This is a genomic window from Arthrobacter sp. ov118 (assembly GCF_900116495.1).
GTDB lineage: Bacteria > Actinomycetota > Actinomycetes > Actinomycetales > Micrococcaceae > Arthrobacter.
On the sequence record NZ_FPAY01000004.1, the window covers coordinates 58,029 to 77,150 of the forward strand.

At 65.8% G+C, this 19,122-nt stretch carries 17 protein-coding genes; 11 read left to right on the forward strand and 6 right to left on the reverse strand.

Annotated elements, in window-relative coordinates; all coding sequences use genetic code 11:
* Positions 1-14: 14 nt before the first annotated feature.
* Together BM372_RS09920 and BM372_RS09925 are read right to left on the reverse strand one after the other, a co-directional pair.
* The gene (locus tag BM372_RS09920; protein ID WP_090954705.1) at positions 15-1,355 is read right to left on the reverse strand and encodes an MFS transporter; all 1,341 of its coding nucleotides are present in this window, start codon (positions 1,353-1,355) and stop codon (positions 15-17) included.
* A gap of 95 nt (positions 1,356-1,450) precedes the next feature.
* The gene (locus BM372_RS09925) at positions 1,451-2,209 is read right to left on the reverse strand and encodes a LamB/YcsF family protein (protein WP_090954707.1); all 759 of its coding nucleotides are present in this window, start codon (positions 2,207-2,209) and stop codon (positions 1,451-1,453) included.
* A gap of 106 nt (positions 2,210-2,315) precedes the next feature.
* Between BM372_RS09925 and BM372_RS09930 the strand changes: the two genes are divergently transcribed.
* A complete protein-coding gene (locus BM372_RS09930) occupies positions 2,316-3,008 on the forward strand; it encodes a GntR family transcriptional regulator (RefSeq protein ID WP_090954709.1) in 693 nt (230 codons plus the stop codon).
* A gap of 122 nt (positions 3,009-3,130) precedes the next feature.
* Here the strand turns inward: BM372_RS09930 and mmsB are convergent, their stop codons facing one another.
* From mmsB to chvE, 3 genes are all read right to left on the reverse strand, one after another.
* On the reverse strand, positions 3,131-4,411 hold the full coding sequence (mmsB, locus tag BM372_RS09935; protein ID WP_090954711.1) for a multiple monosaccharide ABC transporter permease: 1,281 nt from the start codon (positions 4,409-4,411) through the stop codon (positions 3,131-3,133).
* A 5-nt stretch (positions 4,412-4,416) separates the two neighbouring features.
* Entirely contained in the window at positions 4,417-5,946 is a 1,530-nt protein-coding gene (gene mmsA / locus BM372_RS09940; protein WP_090954713.1) for a multiple monosaccharide ABC transporter ATP-binding protein, read from the reverse strand.
* Between the two features lie 105 nt (positions 5,947-6,051).
* A complete protein-coding gene (chvE, locus tag BM372_RS09945; protein WP_090954715.1) occupies positions 6,052-7,200 on the reverse strand; it encodes a multiple monosaccharide ABC transporter substrate-binding protein in 1,149 nt (382 codons plus the stop codon).
* Positions 7,201-7,479: 279 nt separating this feature from the next.
* Between chvE and araB the strand changes: the two genes are divergently transcribed.
* The 10 genes from araB (at position 7,480) to BM372_RS09995 (ending at position 18,734) form a co-directional block, all read left to right on the forward strand.
* Positions 7,480-9,228 (forward strand): ribulokinase, encoded by a 1,749-nt coding sequence (araB, locus tag BM372_RS09950; protein ID WP_090954717.1) that lies wholly within the window; start codon positions 7,480-7,482, stop codon positions 9,226-9,228.
* Positions 9,225-9,929, forward strand: a complete 705-nt coding sequence (locus BM372_RS09955; RefSeq protein ID WP_090954719.1) for an L-ribulose-5-phosphate 4-epimerase — start codon at positions 9,225-9,227, stop codon at positions 9,927-9,929. The genes araB and BM372_RS09955 overlap by 4 nt, the downstream gene beginning before the upstream one ends.
* A 39-nt stretch (positions 9,930-9,968) precedes the next feature.
* Complete coding sequence (gene araA / locus BM372_RS09960; protein WP_090954722.1) at positions 9,969-11,504, forward strand: L-arabinose isomerase; 1,536 nt, start codon at positions 9,969-9,971, stop codon at positions 11,502-11,504.
* On the forward strand, positions 11,501-12,397 hold the full coding sequence (locus BM372_RS09965) for an aldose 1-epimerase family protein (protein ID WP_090954724.1): 897 nt from the start codon (positions 11,501-11,503) through the stop codon (positions 12,395-12,397). The genes araA and BM372_RS09965 overlap by 4 nt, the downstream gene beginning before the upstream one ends.
* 44 nt (positions 12,398-12,441) lie before the next feature.
* On the forward strand, positions 12,442-13,479 hold the full coding sequence (locus BM372_RS09970) for a LacI family DNA-binding transcriptional regulator (RefSeq protein WP_090954726.1): 1,038 nt from the start codon (positions 12,442-12,444) through the stop codon (positions 13,477-13,479).
* Positions 13,480-13,493: 14 nt separating this feature from the next.
* A complete protein-coding gene (locus tag BM372_RS09975; protein WP_090954728.1) occupies positions 13,494-14,507 on the forward strand; it encodes a LacI family DNA-binding transcriptional regulator in 1,014 nt (337 codons plus the stop codon).
* A gap of 176 nt (positions 14,508-14,683) precedes the next feature.
* The gene (locus tag BM372_RS09980) at positions 14,684-15,709 is read left to right on the forward strand and encodes a LacI family DNA-binding transcriptional regulator (protein WP_090954730.1); all 1,026 of its coding nucleotides are present in this window, start codon (positions 14,684-14,686) and stop codon (positions 15,707-15,709) included.
* Between the two features lie 68 nt (positions 15,710-15,777).
* Positions 15,778-16,791, forward strand: a complete 1,014-nt coding sequence (locus tag BM372_RS09985) for a ribokinase (RefSeq protein WP_090954732.1) — start codon at positions 15,778-15,780, stop codon at positions 16,789-16,791.
* Between the two features lie 8 nt (positions 16,792-16,799).
* A complete protein-coding gene (locus tag BM372_RS09990) occupies positions 16,800-17,270 on the forward strand; it encodes an RpiB/LacA/LacB family sugar-phosphate isomerase (protein ID WP_090954734.1) in 471 nt (156 codons plus the stop codon).
* A gap of 105 nt (positions 17,271-17,375) precedes the next feature.
* Positions 17,376-18,734, forward strand: coding sequence for an MFS transporter (locus tag BM372_RS09995; RefSeq protein ID WP_090954736.1), 1,359 nt, complete (start codon positions 17,376-17,378; stop codon positions 18,732-18,734).
* 164 nt (positions 18,735-18,898) lie between these two features.
* On the opposite strand, the gene BM372_RS10000 is transcribed toward BM372_RS09995, so the two are convergent.
* The gene (locus BM372_RS10000; protein WP_177235956.1) at positions 18,899-19,087 is read right to left on the reverse strand and encodes a hypothetical protein; all 189 of its coding nucleotides are present in this window, start codon (positions 19,085-19,087) and stop codon (positions 18,899-18,901) included.
* Positions 19,088-19,122 lie beyond the last annotated feature (35 nt).

Here is a 19,122-nt window from a genome sequence, read left to right on the forward strand (position 1 = left end):
AAGACCCGAAGTGCTCAGGCGCGGGCTTCCTGAAGGAGCCGCTCTTCTTCGTCGGTATGCGGGTTGCGGCCGATGGCGAGCCCGATCACCGTCACGATCGAGGCGACCGCGAGGTAGCCGGCGATGAGGAACCAGTTGCCGCTGGCGGCGAAGAGGGCGGTGAAGACCAGCGGCGCGATGGCGCCGCCGACCACGCCGGCCAGGGTGTAAGCCAGCGAACTGCCGGCATAGCGCAGCCGGGCAGGGAACTGCTCGGTGATGTACGCGGCCTGCGGGCCGTACATGAAGGCGTGGAAGGCCAGCCCGATCACGATGCCGACGGTCAGTGTGGTCACCGATTTGTCCTGGATCATGACGAAGAACAGCGGGATGTAAACGGCGGTTCCGACGGCGGCGATGCCGTAGAGAAGGCGGCGGTTAATGCGGTCCGTGAGGGCGCCGGCCGCGGGGATCAGGACCAGCTGGAAAGCGGAGCCGATCAGGATGGCGCTCAGGACGTTGCTGGTACTCATGCCCAGTTCCTTGGTGGCGTAGACGGCCATGAAGACGGTGAGCAGGGAGTACAGCACGTCCGGGCTGATGCGGGACAGTGCGGCGGACACGAGGGCGCGCGGCTCCTTGGTGAAGACCTCCTTGATGGGGGCCTTGGGCTGTTCGCCGTGGGCCTGGATGGCCTTGAAGACAGGGGTTTCCTCGAGCTTCAGCCGGATGAGCAGGCCGAAGCCCACCAACAAGGCCGAGGCGAGGAAGGCCACACGCCAGCCCCAGGAGAGGAAGTCTTCGTTGCTGAGTGTCGCGGCGAGAATAGCCAGGACGCCGTTGGCCATCAGGTTGCCGGCGGGCGGGCCGATCTGCGCCGCGGAGGACCAGAAGCCCCGCCGCTTGGCGTCGCCGAATTCGCTTGAGAGCAGGACGGCACCGCCCCACTCGCCGCCGACGCCGATGCCCTGCGCCAGGCGCAGCAGCACGAGGATGACGGGAGCTGCTATCCCGATGGTGGCGTAGCCCGGGAGCGCGCCGATCAGCACTGTGGCGATGCCGATGAGCAGCAGGGTGGTCACGAGGACGTGCTTGCGGCCGATCTTGTCACCGAGCCGGCCGAAGATTACGCCGCCGATGGGACGGGCGAGGTAGCCCACCGCAAAGGTCGAGAAGGACAGCAGCAGCCCGACGTATTCGTCGTTGCCCGGGAAGAAGACCTTGGGGAATACCAGGGCCGAGGCCACGGAGTAAATCGCGAAGTCGTAGTACTCCAGCGAAGTCCCGGTGAGGCTCGCGACGTAGGCCTTGAGGGCGCCGGGCGGCATCCTCCTCTTGCCGGCGGCCGGGGTGGCCTGATGCGGTGCTGCAGTCATGGTTTTCCTCCAGGTGTGCGGGATGCTGCCTGTTGCTCGGGTTAAAGTGCGGGTCATCCCGGCGGAACCGGGGATGAAGCAGGTGTTGCGTCAGCTCAGACGAAGGCGGCGGTGGTGATGTCCGCGGCATTGAGCGCTTCGCGGACAGCGGCGGCCATGGTGACGGCGCCCGGGGAGTCGCCGTGCACGCAGATGCTCTCTGCGTGGATCTTCAGGATGGAGCCGTCGATGGTGCGGACAGCGGAATCGGTGGCCATTCGGAGGACGTGCTCAGTGACGAGAGCGGCGTCTTCCAGCACGGCTCCGGGGAGCGTACGGGATACCAGGGTGCCGTCCGGGTTGTAGGCGCGGTCGGCAAAAGCTTCGGTGACCGCGCGGAGGCCGGCGGCCTCGGCGAGGCGCAGCACTTCCGAGCCCGGCAGGCCCAGGATCGGCAGCTTCGGGTCAACGGATTTCACCGCGTCGACGACGGCCTTCGCTTGGGCGGTGTGCGAGACGATGGCGTTGTAGAGGCCGCCGTGCGGCTTCACGTACCTGACCGTGCCGCCCTCGACGGCGGCCAACGCCTGCAGGGCGCCGATCTGGTAGACGACGTCGTCCGCCAGTTCGAGCGGATCGATGTCCAGGAACCGGCGGCCAAAGCCCGCAAGGTCCCGGTAACCGACGTGGGCGCCGATCACGACACCGGCAGCCACCGCCTCACGGCAGGTCCGGCGGATGACGCTGGGATCACCGGCGTGGAAGCCGCACGCCACGTTGGCGCTGGAGACCGAGCGGAACATCGCCGTGTCGTCGCCCAGCGTCCAGCGGCCGAAAGACTCGCCAACGTCGCTGTTCAGGTCAATGGTTGCCATTTGTGATCCTCGTCTCATGATAGCCCCCTACAAGGATGCATCACATTGGGCGATTGTTCAACAATCCGACGATTCAATATTTGGACAATCGTGTAGATTCGGCACTATGACGACTCCCGATGCAGCTGCCGGCTCCGCCCTGGGCGCTGCTGCGGCGCGCCTGCGCGTGGCCGTTCCCTCCGTAGCGGACCGGGTGGCGGCCGAACTGCGTCTGCAGCTGGCCGAGGGTGCGCTCCTGCCGGGCGCCCGGCTCACGGAATCGGCCATTGCCGAAGACCTGGGCGTTTCCCGCAACACGGTCCGGGAGGCCTTCGCCGAACTGGCGGCCGAGCGGCTGGTGGTCCGGCATCCGAACCGGGGCGTCTTTGTGGCCAGCCTGGAGTCGGGCGACATCCACGACGTCTATACAGTGCGCCGAGCGGTTGAAGTCAGCGCGATCCGCGCGGGGGGCAGTCCTGAACGGGTAGCCGCGGTACGGGCCGCCGTCGAGGAGGGCAAAGCCGCGGCCGCGGCGGACGACGAAGAAGCACTGGGCACGGCCAACCAGCACTTCCACCGCGCCATAGTGGCGATGGCAGGCAGCAGGCGGCTGGACACGATCATGGCTCAGGTCCTGGCCGAGATGCGGCTGTTCTTCCACAAGGCCACCGTGGACGCGCACTTCTACCGGGGCTGGCTTCCGGATAACGAGGAGATCTGCCAGGCTCTGGAAGCCGGGGACCCGGACCGCGCCGGTGACTTGCTGCTGGCCTACCTCGACCGGTCAGAGGAGCGGCAGGCCGCGGTCCACGGGGACTGAGCCCGACTCCCTTGCTGCCCCCCGCTCTGCACGCAAAAACTCTCGGCACGGTCCAGCGTTGGGACGGTGCCGAGAGTTTTGATGCCGCGGTTGGGGCCCGATTCAGCTTCGGTGCCGGAGGACTATTTGGTGTTCGCACCCACGGTTTCGCTCTGGGCGGGTGTGGTCTTCTCCGGGACGGGCGGAGGTGTGGTCTTGCGCTTGAATTGCTTCCCGAGGATGCTTTCGCCGCCGCTGCGGTTTTTGTTGAAGATGTCGAAAGCGACGGCCAGGAGGAGCACCAGGCCCTTGATGAGTTGCTGGTAGTCGGTGCCGAGCCCGAGGATCGACATGCCGTTGTTGAGCACGCCCATGATGAGGCCGCCAACCATGGCTCCCGCCACGGTTCCGATGCCGCCCGTGACCGCTGCGCCGCCAATAAACGCCGCCGCGATGGCGTCCAGCTCGAAGCCGGTGCCGCCGGCGGGCTGTGCCGAATTTAGCCGGGCCGTGAAAACGAGGCCTGCGAGGGCGGCGAGGACGCCCATGTTGACGAAGAGCCGGAAGGTGACCGCCTTTGTCTTGATGCCGGAGAGTTCGGCCGCGTGGAGGTTGCCGCCGATGGCGTAGGTGTGCCGGCCGAAGACGCTGTTGTTCATGAGGGCCGTGTACACGATCACCAGGACGGCAAGCACGATCAGGACGATCGGGGTGCCCCGGTAGGAGGCGAGCAGGAACGTGATGGTCAGCATGAGCAGCGCGATGAAGGCGGTCTTGACGACGAACCAGACCGTGGGTTCGCTTTCAAGGTCGAACTTCTTGCGGATCCGGCGCTCCTTGACCGCCTGGATCAGCAGGGCAAGGGTTGCTCCGACGCCGAGAATGACAGTGAGCCACTCCAGCACCGACGTGCCGCCCGAGATGTCCGGAAGGAAGCCTCCGCCCAGGGCCCGCAGCTCGGCAGGAAAGGGGGTGATCTGCTGGTTCTTGAGCACGATCAGGGTTAGTCCACGGAAGATCAGCATGCCGGCGAGGGTAACGATGAAGGCAGGGATTCCGACGTGGGCGATCCAGTAACCCTGCCAGGCCCCGACGAGGGCGCCGACCAGAAGGCAGGCCGGGATGGCGAGCCACCAGGGCCAGCCCCAATGCACGATCATGACGCCGGCAATGGCTCCGACGAAACCGGCGACGGATCCCACGGAAAGGTCGATGTGGCCGGCGATGATAACCATGACCATGCCGATGGCGAGAATAAGGATGTAGCTGTTCTGGACAACGAGGTTGGTGACGTTCTGTGGTTCCAGGAGGATTCCGCCGGTAAGTCCCTGGAAAAGCAGGACGATCAGGATCAGGGCGACGAAGATGCCAACCTGGCGGAGGCGGCTTGTCAGGAAGCCGAGGGATTCTCGTAGGGCGGACATGTTCGCTATTCCTTCTCTAGTGTCATGTAGTGCATGAGGGTCTCCTGGGATGCTTCCGCGATGGGCACCTCGCCGGTGACGTGCCCGGCGGACAGGGTGTAGATGCGGTCGCAGATGCCGAGGAGTTCGGGCAGTTCGGACGAGATCACGATGACCGCTTTTCCTTCGGCCGCGAGCTTGGCGATGATCGTGTAGATCTCAAATTTTGCGCCGACGTCGATCCCGCGGGTGGGTTCATCAAGGATGAGCACGTCCGGGTCGGAGAACATCCATTTGCTCAGCACCACTTTCTGCTGGTTCCCGCCGGAGAGCTTGCCGGTGACGGCAGCCACCGAAGGAGCCTTGATGTTCATGCTCTTCCGGTAGCCGTTCGCCACGACGGTCTCCTCGTTCTTGTCCACCCAGCCGCCCTTGACGAGCTTGCGGAGCGCCGCCATGGAGATATTTCGCTTGATGTCTTCGATGAGGTTCAGACCGTAGTGTTTGCGGTCTTCGGTGGCGTACGCGATGCCGTGCTTGATGGCACCCGCGACGGTGCCGGTGTTGATTTCCTGACCGTACTTGAAGACTTTCCCCGAGGTCGCAGTGCCGTAGGTCCTGCCGAAGACGCTCATGGCGAGCTCTGTCCTGCCGGCACCCATCAGGCCGGCGAGTCCCACCACTTCGCCCTTCCGGACATTCAGACTGGCGTTGTTGACGACCATCCGGGTGAAGTCCTGGGGGTGCCGCACTGACCAGTCCTCAATCCGCAGGACCTCCTCACCGATGTTCGGCTCCCGGTCCGGATACAGGCTTTCAAGGTCCCGGCCCACCATGCCGCGGATGATGCGTTCCTGGGTGATCTGGCCTTCGTCCAGCCGGAGGGTCTCGATGGTTTTGCCGTCGCGGATGATCGTGACGGCGTCCGCGACCTTGCGGATCTCGTTCAATTTGTGGCTGATGATGATGCTGGTGACGCCTTGCCCCTTCAGGTGGAGGATCAGGTCCAGCAGGTGGCCGGAGTCCTCGTCATTGAGCGCGGCGGTGGGCTCGTCCAGGATCAGCAGCTTGACCTCTTTGGAGAGTGCTTTGGCGATCTCCACCAATTGCTGCTTGCCGACGCTGATGTGCTGGACGGGGGTGACAGGGTTCTCGCTGAGGCCCACCCGGGCCAGCAGTTTGCTCGCTTCGAGGTTGGTTTTCCGCCAGTCCACCCAGCCGTTCCTGGCCTGTTCGTTGCCCAGGTAGATGTTCTCGGCGATGGACAGGAACGGGCTGAGCGCCAGTTCCTGGTGGATGATCACAATGCCCCGCTTCTCGCTGTCCGAGATGCTGGAGAAGTCGCACGGTTCATTTTCGAACAGGATGTCTCCCTCGAAGGAGCTGTGCGGATAGACGCCGGACAGAACTTTCATGAGGGTGGATTTGCCGGCGCCGTTTTCACCGCAAATGGCATGCACCTCGCCGCGGTTCACATCCAGCGTGACATCCTGGAGGGCCTTCACGCCGGGGAAGGTCTTGGTGATTCCTCGCATTTGAAGAATGGGTGTATTCATCGTCAATTCCCACTGACTGGTCGAAGCTGGGCTTTCCTGCGGCTGCAGGGTGCCTGCGGGAGGGGTTGTGGCCGCGCGGGAGGCCCGGCCACAACCCCCGCTTGGCTACTTGACGTCGGCTGCCGTGTAGTACCCGGAGTCGATGAGTTCCTTCTGGTAGTTGTCCGCCGTGATGATCACGGACTTCAGCAGATAGGCCGGGACGACTTTGACCTTGTTGTCATAGGTCTTGGAGTCGTTGACCTCCGGAGTTTGGCCCTTCAGGACGGCGTCAACCATCTTGACCGCCTGCGCCCCGAGCTGGCGGGTGTCCTTGAAGATCGTGGAGTACTGTTCGCCGGCAATGATGGACTTCACCGAACCCTTTTCAGCATCCTGGCCGGTGACCACCGGCAGGCTTCCCTTGGCATAGCCGCCGGTGCTGGTCAGCGCCGAGATGATACCGATCGACAGCCCGTCATACGGGGACAGGACGCCGTCCAGCTTGGTGCCGGAGCTGTACGCGGCCGTGAGGATGTCTTCCATGCGCTTCTGGGCCACGGGAGCCTGCCAGCGCAGGATGGCGGCCTGCTCAAACTTGGTCTGGCCGCTGGGAACCTTGAGCGTTCCGGCATCCAGGTACGGCTTGAGGGTGTCCATGGCGCCGGTCCAGAAGAAATTGGCGTTGTTGTCATCCGGGCTGCCGGCGAAGAGTTCAATGTTGAAGGGGCCCTTGCCCTCCACCTTCTTGCCGCTGGCATCGACCAGGCCCAGTCCGGTCAGGAGGGACGTCGCCTGCTGGACGCCCACAGTGTAGTTGTCGAAGGTCGTGTAATAGTCAACGTTTGGGGTGCCGTTGATGAGGCGGTCATAGGCGATGACCTTGACGTTCTGCTCCTTGGCCTTGGCGAGCACATCGGTCAGGGTGGTTCCGTCGATGGCGGCGATAACCAGGGCCTTGGCGCCCTTGGTCAGCATGTTTTCGATCTGGGAGACCTGGGTGGGGATGTCGTCATTGGCGTACTGAAGGTCCGTTTTGTAGCCGAGCTTCGCCAAGGACTCGGAGACGTTCTTGCCGTCCGCGATCCACCGTTCGGAGGTCTGGGTGGGCATGGAAATTCCCACCAGCGAATCGCTGGGGTTGGCGGTACCGCTGGGTTCGCTGGCTGCGCCTCGGGCACCGCAACCGGTGGCTCCCGCCGCCAGTGTGAGGGCGACGACGAACGCGCCGAGGAGTTTCTTGATTCGCACGATCTGCTCCTTCCGCGGCAACATTGCCGCGAGTGTTGTTGGGCCGAGTAGCGTCTATGCTTCCTGACCGTCGGCACATTGGTGATGTGTTCGTACCAATATAAACGCGATTGTGAACGCTAACAAGAGGTATTTTTCCGGCTCCTACTCAGGATGCCGGAGTGCGCCCGTTGCCATCGGCAGCACCGGGCGTGGCGAGGACGCCAAAGCATTGACTTCCAATTTGTTAGCGTTCACAATTGGACTGATCTTTCCCTACAACCCCGGTAATGAGGCCGACGCCTCCCGGATGGAGGCAGTTTCATGGCAGATACAAACCATGCCCTCGGCTTCGACACCAGCACTGAGCGCTACGTCATTGGTGTGGACTACGGCACGCTTTCCGGGCGGGCCGTGGTGGTTCGGGTCCGTGACGGCAAGGAAGTGGGCAGCGGAGTCTTCGAGTACCCGCACGCCGTCGTGACAGACGTTCTTCCTGCTGACGGGGCGGGTGTCGCAGACGGAACAGCCGCCCGCCTTCCCGGGGATTGGGCGCTTCAGGTGCCCGACGACTACCGGGAGGTGCTCCGGCATGCTGTCCCGGCAGCAATCGCCGACGCGGGGATCGACCCCGCCGCCGTCGTCGGCATTGGCACCGACTTCACGGCCTGCACCATGGTGCCGGTCAAGGCTGACGGGACTCCGCTGAACGAGGTACCCGGCTTCGCGGACCGCCCGCACGCATACGTGAAACTCTGGCGCCACCACGCCGCGCAGCCGCAGGCGGACCGCATCAACGCCCTGGCCGCGGAACGCGGCGAAAGCTGGCTGCCGCGCTACGGCGGGCTCATCTCCTCGGAATGGGAGTTCGCCAAGGGCCTGCAGTTGCTCGAGGAAGACCCGGAAGCCTACGCGGCCATGGACCACTGGGTGGAGGCGGCCGACTGGATCGTCTGGCAGCTGTGCGGAAACTACGTCCGCAACGCCTGCACAGCCGGCTACAAGGGCATCTACCAGGACGGCCGCTACCCGTCCGGGGACTTCCTCGCCGCCCTCAACCCGGACTTCGAGGATTTCGTCGGCAGCAAGCTGGAGCACACCATCGGCCGGCTCGGCAACGCCGCCGGCCACCTGACCGCCGAAGCGGCCGCCTGGACCGGGCTTCCGGAGGGCATCGCCGTCGCCGTGGGCAACGTCGACGCCCACGTCACCGCCCCCGCGGCAAAGGCCGTGGATCCTGGCCAGCTCGTGGCCATCATGGGCACCTCCACCTGCCACGTTCTGAACGGCGCCGAACTGCACGAAGTCCCCGGAATGTGCGGTGTGGTGGACGGCGGAATCGTCGACGGGCTCTGGGGCTATGAGGCCGGGCAGAGCGGAGTCGGCGACATTTTCGGCTGGTTCACCAAGAACGGCGTGCCGCCCGCCTACCACCAGGCCGCCGCCGCGGCCGGGCAAGGCATCCACGAATACCTCACCGAGCTGGCCTCCGCCCAGGTCATCGGCGAACACGGGCTTCTTGCCCTGGACTGGCACTCGGGCAACCGGTCGGTGCTGGTGGACCATGAATTGTCCGGAATCGTCGTAGGCCAGACCCTGGCGACCAAGCCCGAGGACACCTACCGGGCACTCCTTGAGGCCACGGCTTTCGGCACCCGCACCATCGTTGACGCCTTCCGGAACGCCGGTGTGCCGGTGACGGAATTCATTGTCGCCGGGGGGCTTCTGAAGAACAGGCTGCTGATGCAGATCTACGCCGACGTCACCGGGCTGCAGCTCTCCACTATCGGCTCCGCGCAGGGTCCCGCCCTGGGTTCGGCCATCCACGCCGCCGTGGCTGCCGGCACTTACCCGGACATCCGTGCTGCCGCCGAACTCATGGGCGCCGCCCCCGGCGAGGTGTATACCCCGATCCCGGACAACGTGACCGCGTATGAGGCGCTCTTCCAGGAATACCGGGCACTGCACGACTACTTCGGCCGGGGCAGCAACGACGTGATGCACCGACTCAAAGCAATCCAGCGCTCCGCACAGGAGGCACGCACCGCCGCCCTGGAAGGAGTTTCCGCATGAGCACGCTGCTCGAATCCATTGCCCGTATCCGCCGCGAGGTCTGCGAACTGCATGCCGAGCTGACCCGGTACGGGCTGGTGGTCTGGACGGCCGGCAACGTCTCCGGCCGCATCCCCGGCCACGACCTCATGGTCATCAAGCCCTCGGGGGTGTCCTATGACGACCTGACCCCCGATCTCATGGTGGTCACCGACCTGTACGGCACGCCGGTCAGCAGCATCAGCGCCGACGCCGTCCCGGCCCGCTGGGAGAACCCGGACCTCACGCCGTCGTCGGACACGGCCGCGCACGCCTACGTCTACCGGAACATGCCCGACGTCGGCGGCGTGGTGCACACCCACTCCACCTACGCCACGGCCTGGGCCGCGCGCGGGGAAGACATTCCGTGCGTGCTCACCATGATGGGCGACGAATTCGGCGGACCCATCCCCGCAGGCCCGTTCGCACTGATCGGGGACGACTCCATCGGCAAGGGAATCGTCGAGACGCTCCGGAACTCAAATTCCCCGGCCGTTCTGATGCAGAACCACGGCCCTTTCACCATCGGCAAAGACGCCCGCTCGGCCGTGAAGGCGGCCGTGATGTGCGAGGAAGTGGCCCGGACGGTCCACGTCTCACGCCAGCTCGGTGAGCCGCTGCCCATCGACCCGGGCCAGATCGAGTCGCTCTACGACCGCTACCAGAACGTCTACGGCCGCTAGGCCCCACGAAATTTTCCCCAGAATCTCCAGGAGAAACCCATGCCTCAATCCAGCAGCACCTCCGCCAACAGCACGTCCCTTGAGCAGTACGAAGTCTGGTTCCTGACCGGCAGCCAGCACCTCTACGGCGAGGACGTCCTCAAGCAGGTGGCAGCGCAGTCGCAGGAGATTGCGGACGCGCTGAATGCGTCCTCCGCCGTCCCGGTCAAGGTCATCTGGAAGCCGGTCCTCACCGACTCCGACGCCATCCGCCGCACCGCCCTCGACGCGAACTCCGACGACGCCGTGATCGGCGTGACCGCCTGGATGCACACGTTTTCCCCCGCCAAGATGTGGATCCAGGGCCTGGACCTGCTGCGCAAGCCGCTGCTGCACCTGCACACCCAGGCCAACGTCGAACTGCCGTGGGCTGACATCGACTTCGACTTCATGAACCTGAACCAGGCCGCCCACGGCGACCGCGAATTCGGCTATATCCAGTCCCGGCTGGGCATCCCGCGCAAAACCGTGGTGGGGCATGTCTCCAACCCGGAGGTCACCCGCCAGGTGGGTGCCTGGCAGCGCGCCTCCGCCGGCTGGGCCGCCGTCCGGACCCTCAAGCTCACCCGCTTCGGGGACAACATGCGCAACGTCGCCGTCACCGAAGGCGACAAGACCGAGGCCGAACTGCGCTTCGGCGTGTCCGTGAACACCTGGTCCGTGAACGAGCTCGCCGACGCCGTGCATGGCGCCGCAGAGTCCGACGTCGACGCCCTCGTCGCCGAGTACGGGCGCCTTTATGAGGTAGCCCCCGAGCTGCAAGCGGGCGGGGGCCGGCACGAGTCGCTGCGCTACAGTGCACGGATCGAGCTTGGCCTGCGCAGTTTCCTCGAAGCCAACGGTTCCGCCGCGTTCACCACCTCCTTCGAGGACCTCGGCGCGCTGCGCCAGCTGCCCGGCATGGCCGTCCAGCGCCTGATGGCCGACGGCTACGGGTTCGGCGCCGAGGGCGACTGGAAGACCGCCATCCTGGTCCGCGCGGCCAAGGTCATGGGCGCCGGCCTTCCCGGCGGCGCGTCGCTCATGGAGGACTACACCTACCACCTGGTCCCGGGACAGGAGAAGATTCTTGGCGCGCACATGCTCGAGGTCTGCCCCTCCCTGACCGCCACCAAACCCCGCGTGGAAATCCACCCGCTCGGCATCGGCGGCAAGGAAGACCCGGTCCGGCTGGTCTTTGATACCGACGCCGGCCCCGGCGTCGTGGTGGCACTGTCCGACATGCGCGACCGCTTCCGCCTCGTGGCGAACGCCGTCGACGTCGTCGACCTCGACGAACCGCTGCCCAACCTGCCGGTGGCCCGCGCCCTGTGGTCGCCGAAGCCGGACTTCGCGACGTCGGCCGCGGCCTGGCTGACCGCGGGAGCCGCGCACCACACGGTGCTGAGCACCCAGGTCGGCATGGACGTCTTCGAGGACTTCGCCGACATCGCGCAAACGGAGCTCCTCACCATCGACGACGGCACCACCATCAGGGCGTTCAAGAAAGAACTCGCCTGGAACGCCGCTTACTACAAACTCGCCGGCGGACTGTGAACGAGTACGAAATTCGCGCAGGAGGCTACGTCGCCTTCATCAGCGCGCGGGGGGCGGCGCTGCGCCAACTGCTTCACCGGGGACGGGACCTGGTCGTCCCGTTCCCGGAAGGCGGCCCGATTCCCGATTTCCGGGGCATCATCGCCGCGCCCTGGCCAAACCGCATCGCCGACGGCACTTACAGCTTCGAAGGCGAGATACACCGGCTGCAGATCAACGAACCCGAGCGGAAGACGTCTCTGCACGGGCTGGCTTTTGCGCTCGACTGGACCCCGACTGAGCACGACGGCGGCTCGCTGACGCTGGCGTGCACCGTGGGGCCCACTGCCGGCTACCCGTTTGAGCTCGAGCTCCAGGCACAGTACGTCCTGGACGACAAGGGCCTGCGCTGTAGCGTCATCGCAAGCAACGTGGGCGGGTCCACGGCTCCGTATGGGGTCTGCCCGCACCCCTACCTGGTGGCGGGGCCGGCGCCCCTCGAGAACTGGATCCTCGAAGCCCCGGCCGCGTCATTTCTGGAGGTCACCCCGGACAGGCTGTTGCCGAGGGGAACGCGCTCCGTGGCAGGCCACCAGTTCGACTTCCGGGCCGGGCGCGCCATCGGTGCCATCGAGATCGACCACGCGTTTACCGACATTGCTTTCGACGGCGACGGGCAGGCCCGCGTACTCGTCCGCGACCCGGGCGGGACCGGCGTCGGAATGGCCTGGGACCGGAAGTGCCGCTGGCTCCAGATCCACACCGCCGACAAGCTGCCGCCTGCACCCAGTCGGCTCGGGCTTGCCGTGGAACCCATGACATGCCCGCCCGACGCGTTCAACAGCGGTCAGGACGTGGTGGAGCTGGGACCCGGCACATCGCACGAGGCGTCCTGGCGCATTTTCGCCGCTTAACCGTGCACGAGAGGTGCACGGGACGTGCGCGAGAAAGGAGAGGGATGCAAGCAGACTCAACTGCAAGGCGCCCGCCGGTGATGGAGGACGTGGCGAGGCTCGCCGGCGTCTCCCACCAGACGGTTTCACGGGTCCTCAACAAGCATCCCCACGTCAGTGTGCAGACACGCGAGCGGGTCGAAAAGGCCATCGCCGACTTGGGCTATCGCCGCAATACGGCAGCCCGCAGCCTGGTGACGCGGCGCTCCCAGACCATCGGGGTCCTGGGCAGCGGCATGTCCGAGTATGGCCCTGCCAATGTGCTGCTGGGAGTCCAGCAGGCAGCGCGGCACAAAGGCTATTCCGTGAGCATGGCGAGCCTTAGCAACGTGACTCCTGCCGCCATCCGGGATGCGCTCGAGCATTTCATGCTGCAGTCAGTGGACGGGATCGTGGTCATCGTGCCCCACGAGGCGATGTTCCGTTCGCTTCGCACCATCAGAATCGCCGTTCCGCTGGTAGCCGTCGGGTTCGGTGTTGATGAGGGGCTGAGCATCGCCGCGGTGGACCAGCGGATGGGCGCCAGCCTTGCCGTGCAGCACCTGGTGGATCTTGGCCACACCGCGATCGCGCATGTTTCCGGTCCGCCGGACTGGATCGATGCCGCCGCCCGCATCGACGGGTGGCGGCATACCTTGGTCGAGGCCGGACTGCCGGCTACGTCACTGATCAGGGGCGACTGGAGCGCTGAAAGCGGGTACCGGGCCGGCCTCGAGCTGGCGGTCGGGCGTACCGCCACCGCCTTGTTCGCGGCCAATGACCAAATGGCCCTGGGAGCGCTGCGCGCCTTCGATGAAGCGGGGCTGCGCGTTCCGGAGGATATCAGCGTGGTTGGCTATGACGACCAGCCCGAGGCAGCCTACTTTGTCCCACCGCTAACCACCGTCAATCAGGGCTTCAAGGAACTTGGGGGCCGCTGCATGCAGATGCTCCTTTCCGAGATGGCCAGCGAATCCAACCCGGGCGGTGGAGGTTCGAGCGCTGCATCAGTCGTAAATCCGGTCCTCGTTGTCCGGTCCTCGACCGCCCGCCCGCGCGAATGACGCAGAATAGCCACATGACACAAAGGAATGAACGTCGCCTGCCACGGCTTGAGGATGTGGCGGACCGCGCGGGAGTCTCGCACCAGACTGTGTCCAGGGTGGTCAATAATCATCCCAACGTGAGCGCCTCCACGCGGGGGAAGGTAGAGGCGGCCATCGCCGAGCTGGGCTACCGGCGCAACACCGCGGCGCGGAGCCTTGTCACCCGGCGGTCCCAGACGATCGGAGTGCTGGGCAGTGAGATGTCCCAGTATGGACCGGCCAACACCTTGCTGGGCGTCGAGCAGGCTGCGCGCGACGCCGGTTACTTTGTCAGCATTGCGGCCCTGCGTGAGGTGAGCCGGGAGGCGATCCTCGACGCCACCATGCACTTTTTGGATCAGTCCGTGGACGGCATCGTGGTGATCGTGCCGCATTCGGAAACCCTGGCCGCCCTCGCCGAAGTGGCACTCGGAATTCCCGTCGTGGCCGTCGGGACGCAGGGAAACGACGCCGTGAGCGGCGTCATGGTGGACCAGTTCCGTGGGACGGAGCTCGCCGTCCAGCACCTGATCGACAAGGGCCACCGCCGGATCGGGCACATCGCGGGACCCCAGGACTGGATCGACGGCGTCGCGCGGGCCAAGGGCTGGAGGTCGGCCCTACAGTCGGCCGGCCTGGACGCCGATCTCCTAGTGGAGGGTGATTGGAGCGCGGACAGCGGCTACCAGATCGGCAGGAAACTGGCCGAGGACCGCACGGCCACGGCGCTGTTCGTGGGCAATGACCAGATGGCCCTGGGGCTCCTGCGCGCCTTCAACGAAGCAGGCGTCCGCGTGCCCGAAGATGTCTCCGTCGTGGGCTTCGACGACCAGCCCGAGTCGGGTTACTTCACCCCGCCACTGACCACGGTGCGCCAGGACTTCAAGGAACTGGGCCGCCGCTGTATGGACGTTATGCTGACCGCCATCAAGGAGGGGAAAGGCCCGGGCAGCACCGTGGTAGAACCCGAACTGGTAGTCCGGAAGAGCACTTCAGCGCCCGCCTGATCCGCCGGATATTGCAGGTGGCCCAACCTGAGCCGCACGATGCGGCCGCCGTAAGGCGTTCGACGGCCACGCCTGTTGACAGTTTGTAAGTCACGCCACATACTTGTGGAACCGATTCCATGGAAACGATTCCACGACGTCGGAAGCGAAACGGTTCAAGGGCGAAAGGCGGGAAAATGACGGGACCATCCATCACCATCAAGGATGTCGCAGCACTCGCCGGCGTCTCCCCCGCCACCGCGTCCAGGGTGCTGTCCGGAAACCCGGCAACCTCCGCGGAGTCCAGGCAGAAGGTGGCCGCCGCCGTCGCCGAACTGGATTTCCACCCCAACGCCCAGGCACGCGCGCTCCGCTCCACCCGAACCAACGTCATCGGGCTGCTCCTCTCCGACGTCCGCAACCCGTTCTTCGCCGATCTGGCCCATGCCGCCGAGCAGGCGGCCCTCGCGGAGGGGCTTGTCACCCTGCTGGGAAACGCCAACGAAAGCATCCCGCAGCAGGACCGGTACCTGGATACGTTCATTTCGCAACGCGTGGACGGCGTGATCGCCGCACCGCAGGGCGAAGGAAGCTCCAGCCTGCATGCCTTGCTGGAACGGGACATTCCGACGGTGTTCGTCGACCGGACGGTCGACGGCGTCGACGTCCCAAGCGTCACGACAGACAGCGATTCCGGCATCCGCCAGGCCGTGGAACATCTCGCCCGGCAGGGCCACGAGCGCGTCGGCTACATCGCCGGGCCGCAGAGCACGTCCACCGGACGGGACCGGCTCAAGTCGTTCTCCCGCGCAGCCCGCGAGTTCGGGCTCAGCACCGACCCTGCCCTGACCTATATCGGGGACTTCCAGTCGGCCAGTGGCTCCGCCGGCGCCCACCACCTCCTGGGTCTCGCCCAGCCGCCGACGGCGCTGCTGGCAGCCGACAGCCCCATGGCCGTGGGAGCGCTGGCCACCCTGAACCGGAAGGGGCTGCGCATCGGCCACGACATGGCCCTTATTGCGTTCGACGACATCGAGTGGTTTTCCCTGCTTGATCCGCCGCTGACGGTTATCTCCAACGATGTGGAGGCGATGGGCCGGACGGCGGTCAGGCTCCTTCTCGAGGTCATCGACGGGCACAAGCCCGAATCAGTCGTGCTGCCGAGCGAACTGGTTGTCCGCGCCTCCTCGGGCACTCCGGACCCCAGCCTTGGGCAGCCGTGACAGCATCGACTGCCGCCCGACAGACCCCTCTTGGGGCACCGTTCGACACCACCGAAGGAGCAGGTCCAATGAGCACGGTTTTTGTGGTCGGAAGTCTCAATATCGACCAGAATATCCGCGTCCACTCCCTGCCCCGGGCGGGCGAAACCGTGCGGGGATCGGACGCATTGTTCAGCCCCGGCGGCAAGGGCGGCAACCAGGCCGTAGCGGCGGCCCGGGCCGGCGCCGCGGTGACATTTACCGGCGCCGTCGGCGATGATGCCCACGGACGGCGGATTCTGGAGGTCCTGTCCAGGGCTCACGTCGACGCGAGCCATGTCCAGATCATCAGCACCGCGGCGACCGGAACAGCGATCATCGCCGTCGACGACCAGGGCGAAAACCAGATCATCATCAGCCCGGGCGCGAACTCCGCACTCACCGCCGCCGACGTCGAGGGGGGACTCGCCGCCGTGCGGCCCGGCGATGTCCTGGTCCTGCAGCTGGAGATCCCCACGGCCCTCGTCCGGCAAGCCGCGCGGACGGCGAAGAGCCGCGGGGCTTTCGTCATCCTCAACGCCGCCCCCGCCCCCCGGCAGATCGACGGGCTGCTCGACGACGTCGACCTCCTCGTGGTGAACGAACAGGAGATCCAGGCCCTGGCAGATCTCGCCGGCGTACCCGGCACTTACCGCGAACTGGTCAAGGCCCTCCCCCCTGTCCTGGATGCGGCCATCCTCTGCACCGCCGGCGCGGAAGGGTCCTTTACGGACCTCGACGGCGAGCTGGTGCACGTGCCGGCCACGAAAGTAACCGCTGCGGACACCACCGGCGCCGGGGACACCTTCGTGGGCTACCTCGCGGCATCCCTGGCAGGCGGCAAGCGCGGCCTGCCAGCCGCAATGGTCCGCGCCTCCCGCGCTTCGGCCCTCGCCGTCACACGCACCGGTGCTATGGAATCGATTCCATGGCAACATGAACTCCCGGTTGATGAGGCCCCGGCCAACAACCTCCCGGCGCCGAAAGCCTCAACACCGGAACTCCCCGCGCCCAAAGCCCCGGCACCGTCCACTGCAACGCCCAGCTCAGCCGTTCCGAATTAAGGAGACCCATGAAAATCGCACTCGGCAACGATCACGCCGGCTTCCCGCTGAAGTCGTTTGTCCAATCAGTCCTGGAAGATCTCGGCCATGAGGTCATCGACCGCGGTGCGCCCAGCGACGCCCCCGTCGATTTCCCGGACATCACAAGGGCCACCTGCGATCTCGTCCGCTCCGGCGAGGCCGAGCGGGCCGTGCTGGTCTGCGGCACCGGGGTTGGCGCCGTGATGGCGGCCAACAAGATCCCGGGCATCCGCTGCGCCCTGGGACACGACGTCTACTCCGCCCATCAGAGCGTGGAGCACGACGACGCGAACGTCATCGCCATGGGTGCGTGGCTCATCGGCAGGGCCACAGCGAAGGAAGTCCTCCAGTCCTTCCTGGACGCGAAGTTCGACAATGACGAGGACACCATCCGAAGGGTCCGGAAGCTTCGGGAAATGGAGCTCGAGGGCGCCAGGGAACTGGCCGCCGAAATCTGACCCCGGCCGTTCCCGCACCGCAGCCGGTCCTGCACGACAGACGTTTACCTGGCCTCCGGCATGCCCGCCCGAGGCTGTCCAGCAATATCAAAGGAGATATCAAACATGACGGCAGAAATCACGGACCGGCCGCGCCAGGCCGCCCAAGGTTCACCCGGAAAGTTCAAGACGGCCATAGCTTCGGCCGCCGGCACCTGCGTGGAAAACTATGACTTCGTCGCCTACGGCACGGCTGCGGCCCTGTACTTCGGCAAGGTCTTTTTCCCCAATACGGACCCCGTCGTCGGAACCCTGTTGGCCTTCGCAACGTTGGCGGTGGGCTTCCTGATGCGGCCCATCGGCGGAGCGGTCGGCGGCTACCTTGGCGACAAGTTCGGCAGAAAGCCCGTGCTCGTGGGCGCCCTGCTGACCATGGGCATCGCCACCGTACTGATCGGCTGCCTTCCCACCTACGGCCAGGTCGGCATCCTTGCCCCCATCCTGCTCGTCATCATCCGGATGATCCAGGGCCTGGCGTTCGGGGCCGAATGGGGCGGCGCGGTCATGATGACGTTCGAGCACGCCCCCTGGAAGAAGCGGGGCCGCTTCGCTGCGATCCCTCAGGCCGGCAACCCGCTGGGCATCACCCTGGCCAACGCCGCCTTCCTGCTCTCCGCTTCCCTGCAGACGGACTGGGCCTGGCGGCTGCCGTTCCTCGCCAGCGCCGTCCTGATCGTCGTCGGCCTTGTGGTGCGGATGCGGCTGGAAGAATCCCCCGAGTTCGAACACACCAAGGCCACCGGCGCGATCGTCAAGAACCCCCTGGCCACCGTCTTCAGGAACGATTGGCGCAACATCCTGCGGGTGATCTCCTTGCGCATCGTGGAGAGCTGCGCCTACTACGTCACGGCCACCTTCCTGCTCTCCTACATCACGCAGAACAACGCGGCTGACCGGTCCGTGGGCCTGACCGGCATCGTGATCGCGAGCCTCCTCGCTATCCCCGTCACCCTGCTCGCCGGCGCGCTCACCGACCGCATCGGCCGCCGCAAGCTGTACCTCGCCGGTACCATCGCTGTGATCGTTTTCGGATTCCCGATGTTCCTGCTCAGCAACACCGGCAACCCGGTCCTGATCGTGCTCGCGTTCGTGATCGGCATCGGCATCATCCACGCAACGTTTACCGGCACGCAGGGCGCCTGGTTCGCGGAGCTGTTCCGGACCAACACCAGGACGTCCGGCGCCTCCATCGGTTACCAGGTGGCCGCCTCCATCTCCGGATTCGCACCCTTCCTGGCCGTGCTCCTGGCTTCCGTTTTCGGGTGGGCCGGCGGTGCCTCGCTGTACGTCCTGGTGGGTGTCATTGGTCTGATCGGTGTTCTGACCACGCGCGAAACGTGGGGCGCCAAGGAAAGGGCTGAAGTCGACGCCATCATCGCCGGCGAGCCGGCAGCTGCGGCAGAGGACCAGCCGGCGGCCCGCTAGCAGCACGGGCAGACTGACGCGCACTACAAACGCCTATGCCCGCGGGCCAACGGCGTCGGGGTTCCCCACCTTCGCAGGCTCTGACCGGCGTGTTGCGCCGAACCGCCGACGTTTGGCGGCGTCGCGCCGTTGAAGGTGGGGAAACTCCGCAGGGCGGGGGCCTCTCAGCGGATCGGTACAGCGACGGACGCGGCCGGCACAGCGACGGACGCGGCCGGCACGGGCGCGCAGCCGCACGAGGCCCGGAGGACCAGGTCCACGGGGAAGGTCCGGTTACGGGTGGGAGACACGCCGTCGAAGTTGACGAGGGCTTCGACGGCGGTCTCGGCCAGGGCTTGGATCAGAACGGGCACAGTTGATTTTCCTTCCCTATCCGGCTTCATTTAGT

What these genes read in the sequence shown, in the direction of transcription:
- BM372_RS09920 (WP_090954705.1), bottom strand. Translation starts at nt 1,355, where the DNA reads ATGACTGCAGCACCGCATCAGGCCACCCCGGCCGCCGGCAAGAGGAGG.
- BM372_RS09925 (WP_090954707.1), bottom strand. Translation starts at nt 2,209, where the DNA reads ATGGCAACCATTGACCTGAACAGCGACGTTGGCGAGTCTTTCGGCCGC.
- BM372_RS09930 (WP_090954709.1), top strand. Translation starts at nt 2,316, where the DNA reads ATGACGACTCCCGATGCAGCTGCCGGCTCCGCCCTGGGCGCTGCTGCG.
- mmsB (WP_090954711.1), bottom strand. Translation starts at nt 4,411, where the DNA reads ATGTCCGCCCTACGAGAATCCCTCGGCTTCCTGACAAGCCGCCTCCGC.
- mmsA (WP_090954713.1), bottom strand. Translation starts at nt 5,946, where the DNA reads ATGAATACACCCATTCTTCAAATGCGAGGAATCACCAAGACCTTCCCC.
- chvE (WP_090954715.1), bottom strand. Translation starts at nt 7,200, where the DNA reads ATGTTGCCGCGGAAGGAGCAGATCGTGCGAATCAAGAAACTCCTCGGC.
- araB (WP_090954717.1), top strand. Translation starts at nt 7,480, where the DNA reads ATGGCAGATACAAACCATGCCCTCGGCTTCGACACCAGCACTGAGCGC.
- BM372_RS09955 (WP_090954719.1), top strand. Translation starts at nt 9,225, where the DNA reads ATGAGCACGCTGCTCGAATCCATTGCCCGTATCCGCCGCGAGGTCTGC.
- araA (WP_090954722.1), top strand. Translation starts at nt 9,969, where the DNA reads ATGCCTCAATCCAGCAGCACCTCCGCCAACAGCACGTCCCTTGAGCAG.
- BM372_RS09970 (WP_090954726.1), top strand. Translation starts at nt 12,442, where the DNA reads ATGCAAGCAGACTCAACTGCAAGGCGCCCGCCGGTGATGGAGGACGTG.
- BM372_RS09975 (WP_090954728.1), top strand. Translation starts at nt 13,494, where the DNA reads ATGACACAAAGGAATGAACGTCGCCTGCCACGGCTTGAGGATGTGGCG.
- BM372_RS09980 (WP_090954730.1), top strand. Translation starts at nt 14,684, where the DNA reads ATGACGGGACCATCCATCACCATCAAGGATGTCGCAGCACTCGCCGGC.
- BM372_RS09985 (WP_090954732.1), top strand. Translation starts at nt 15,778, where the DNA reads ATGAGCACGGTTTTTGTGGTCGGAAGTCTCAATATCGACCAGAATATC.
- BM372_RS09990 (WP_090954734.1), top strand. Translation starts at nt 16,800, where the DNA reads ATGAAAATCGCACTCGGCAACGATCACGCCGGCTTCCCGCTGAAGTCG.
- BM372_RS09995 (WP_090954736.1), top strand. Translation starts at nt 17,376, where the DNA reads ATGACGGCAGAAATCACGGACCGGCCGCGCCAGGCCGCCCAAGGTTCA.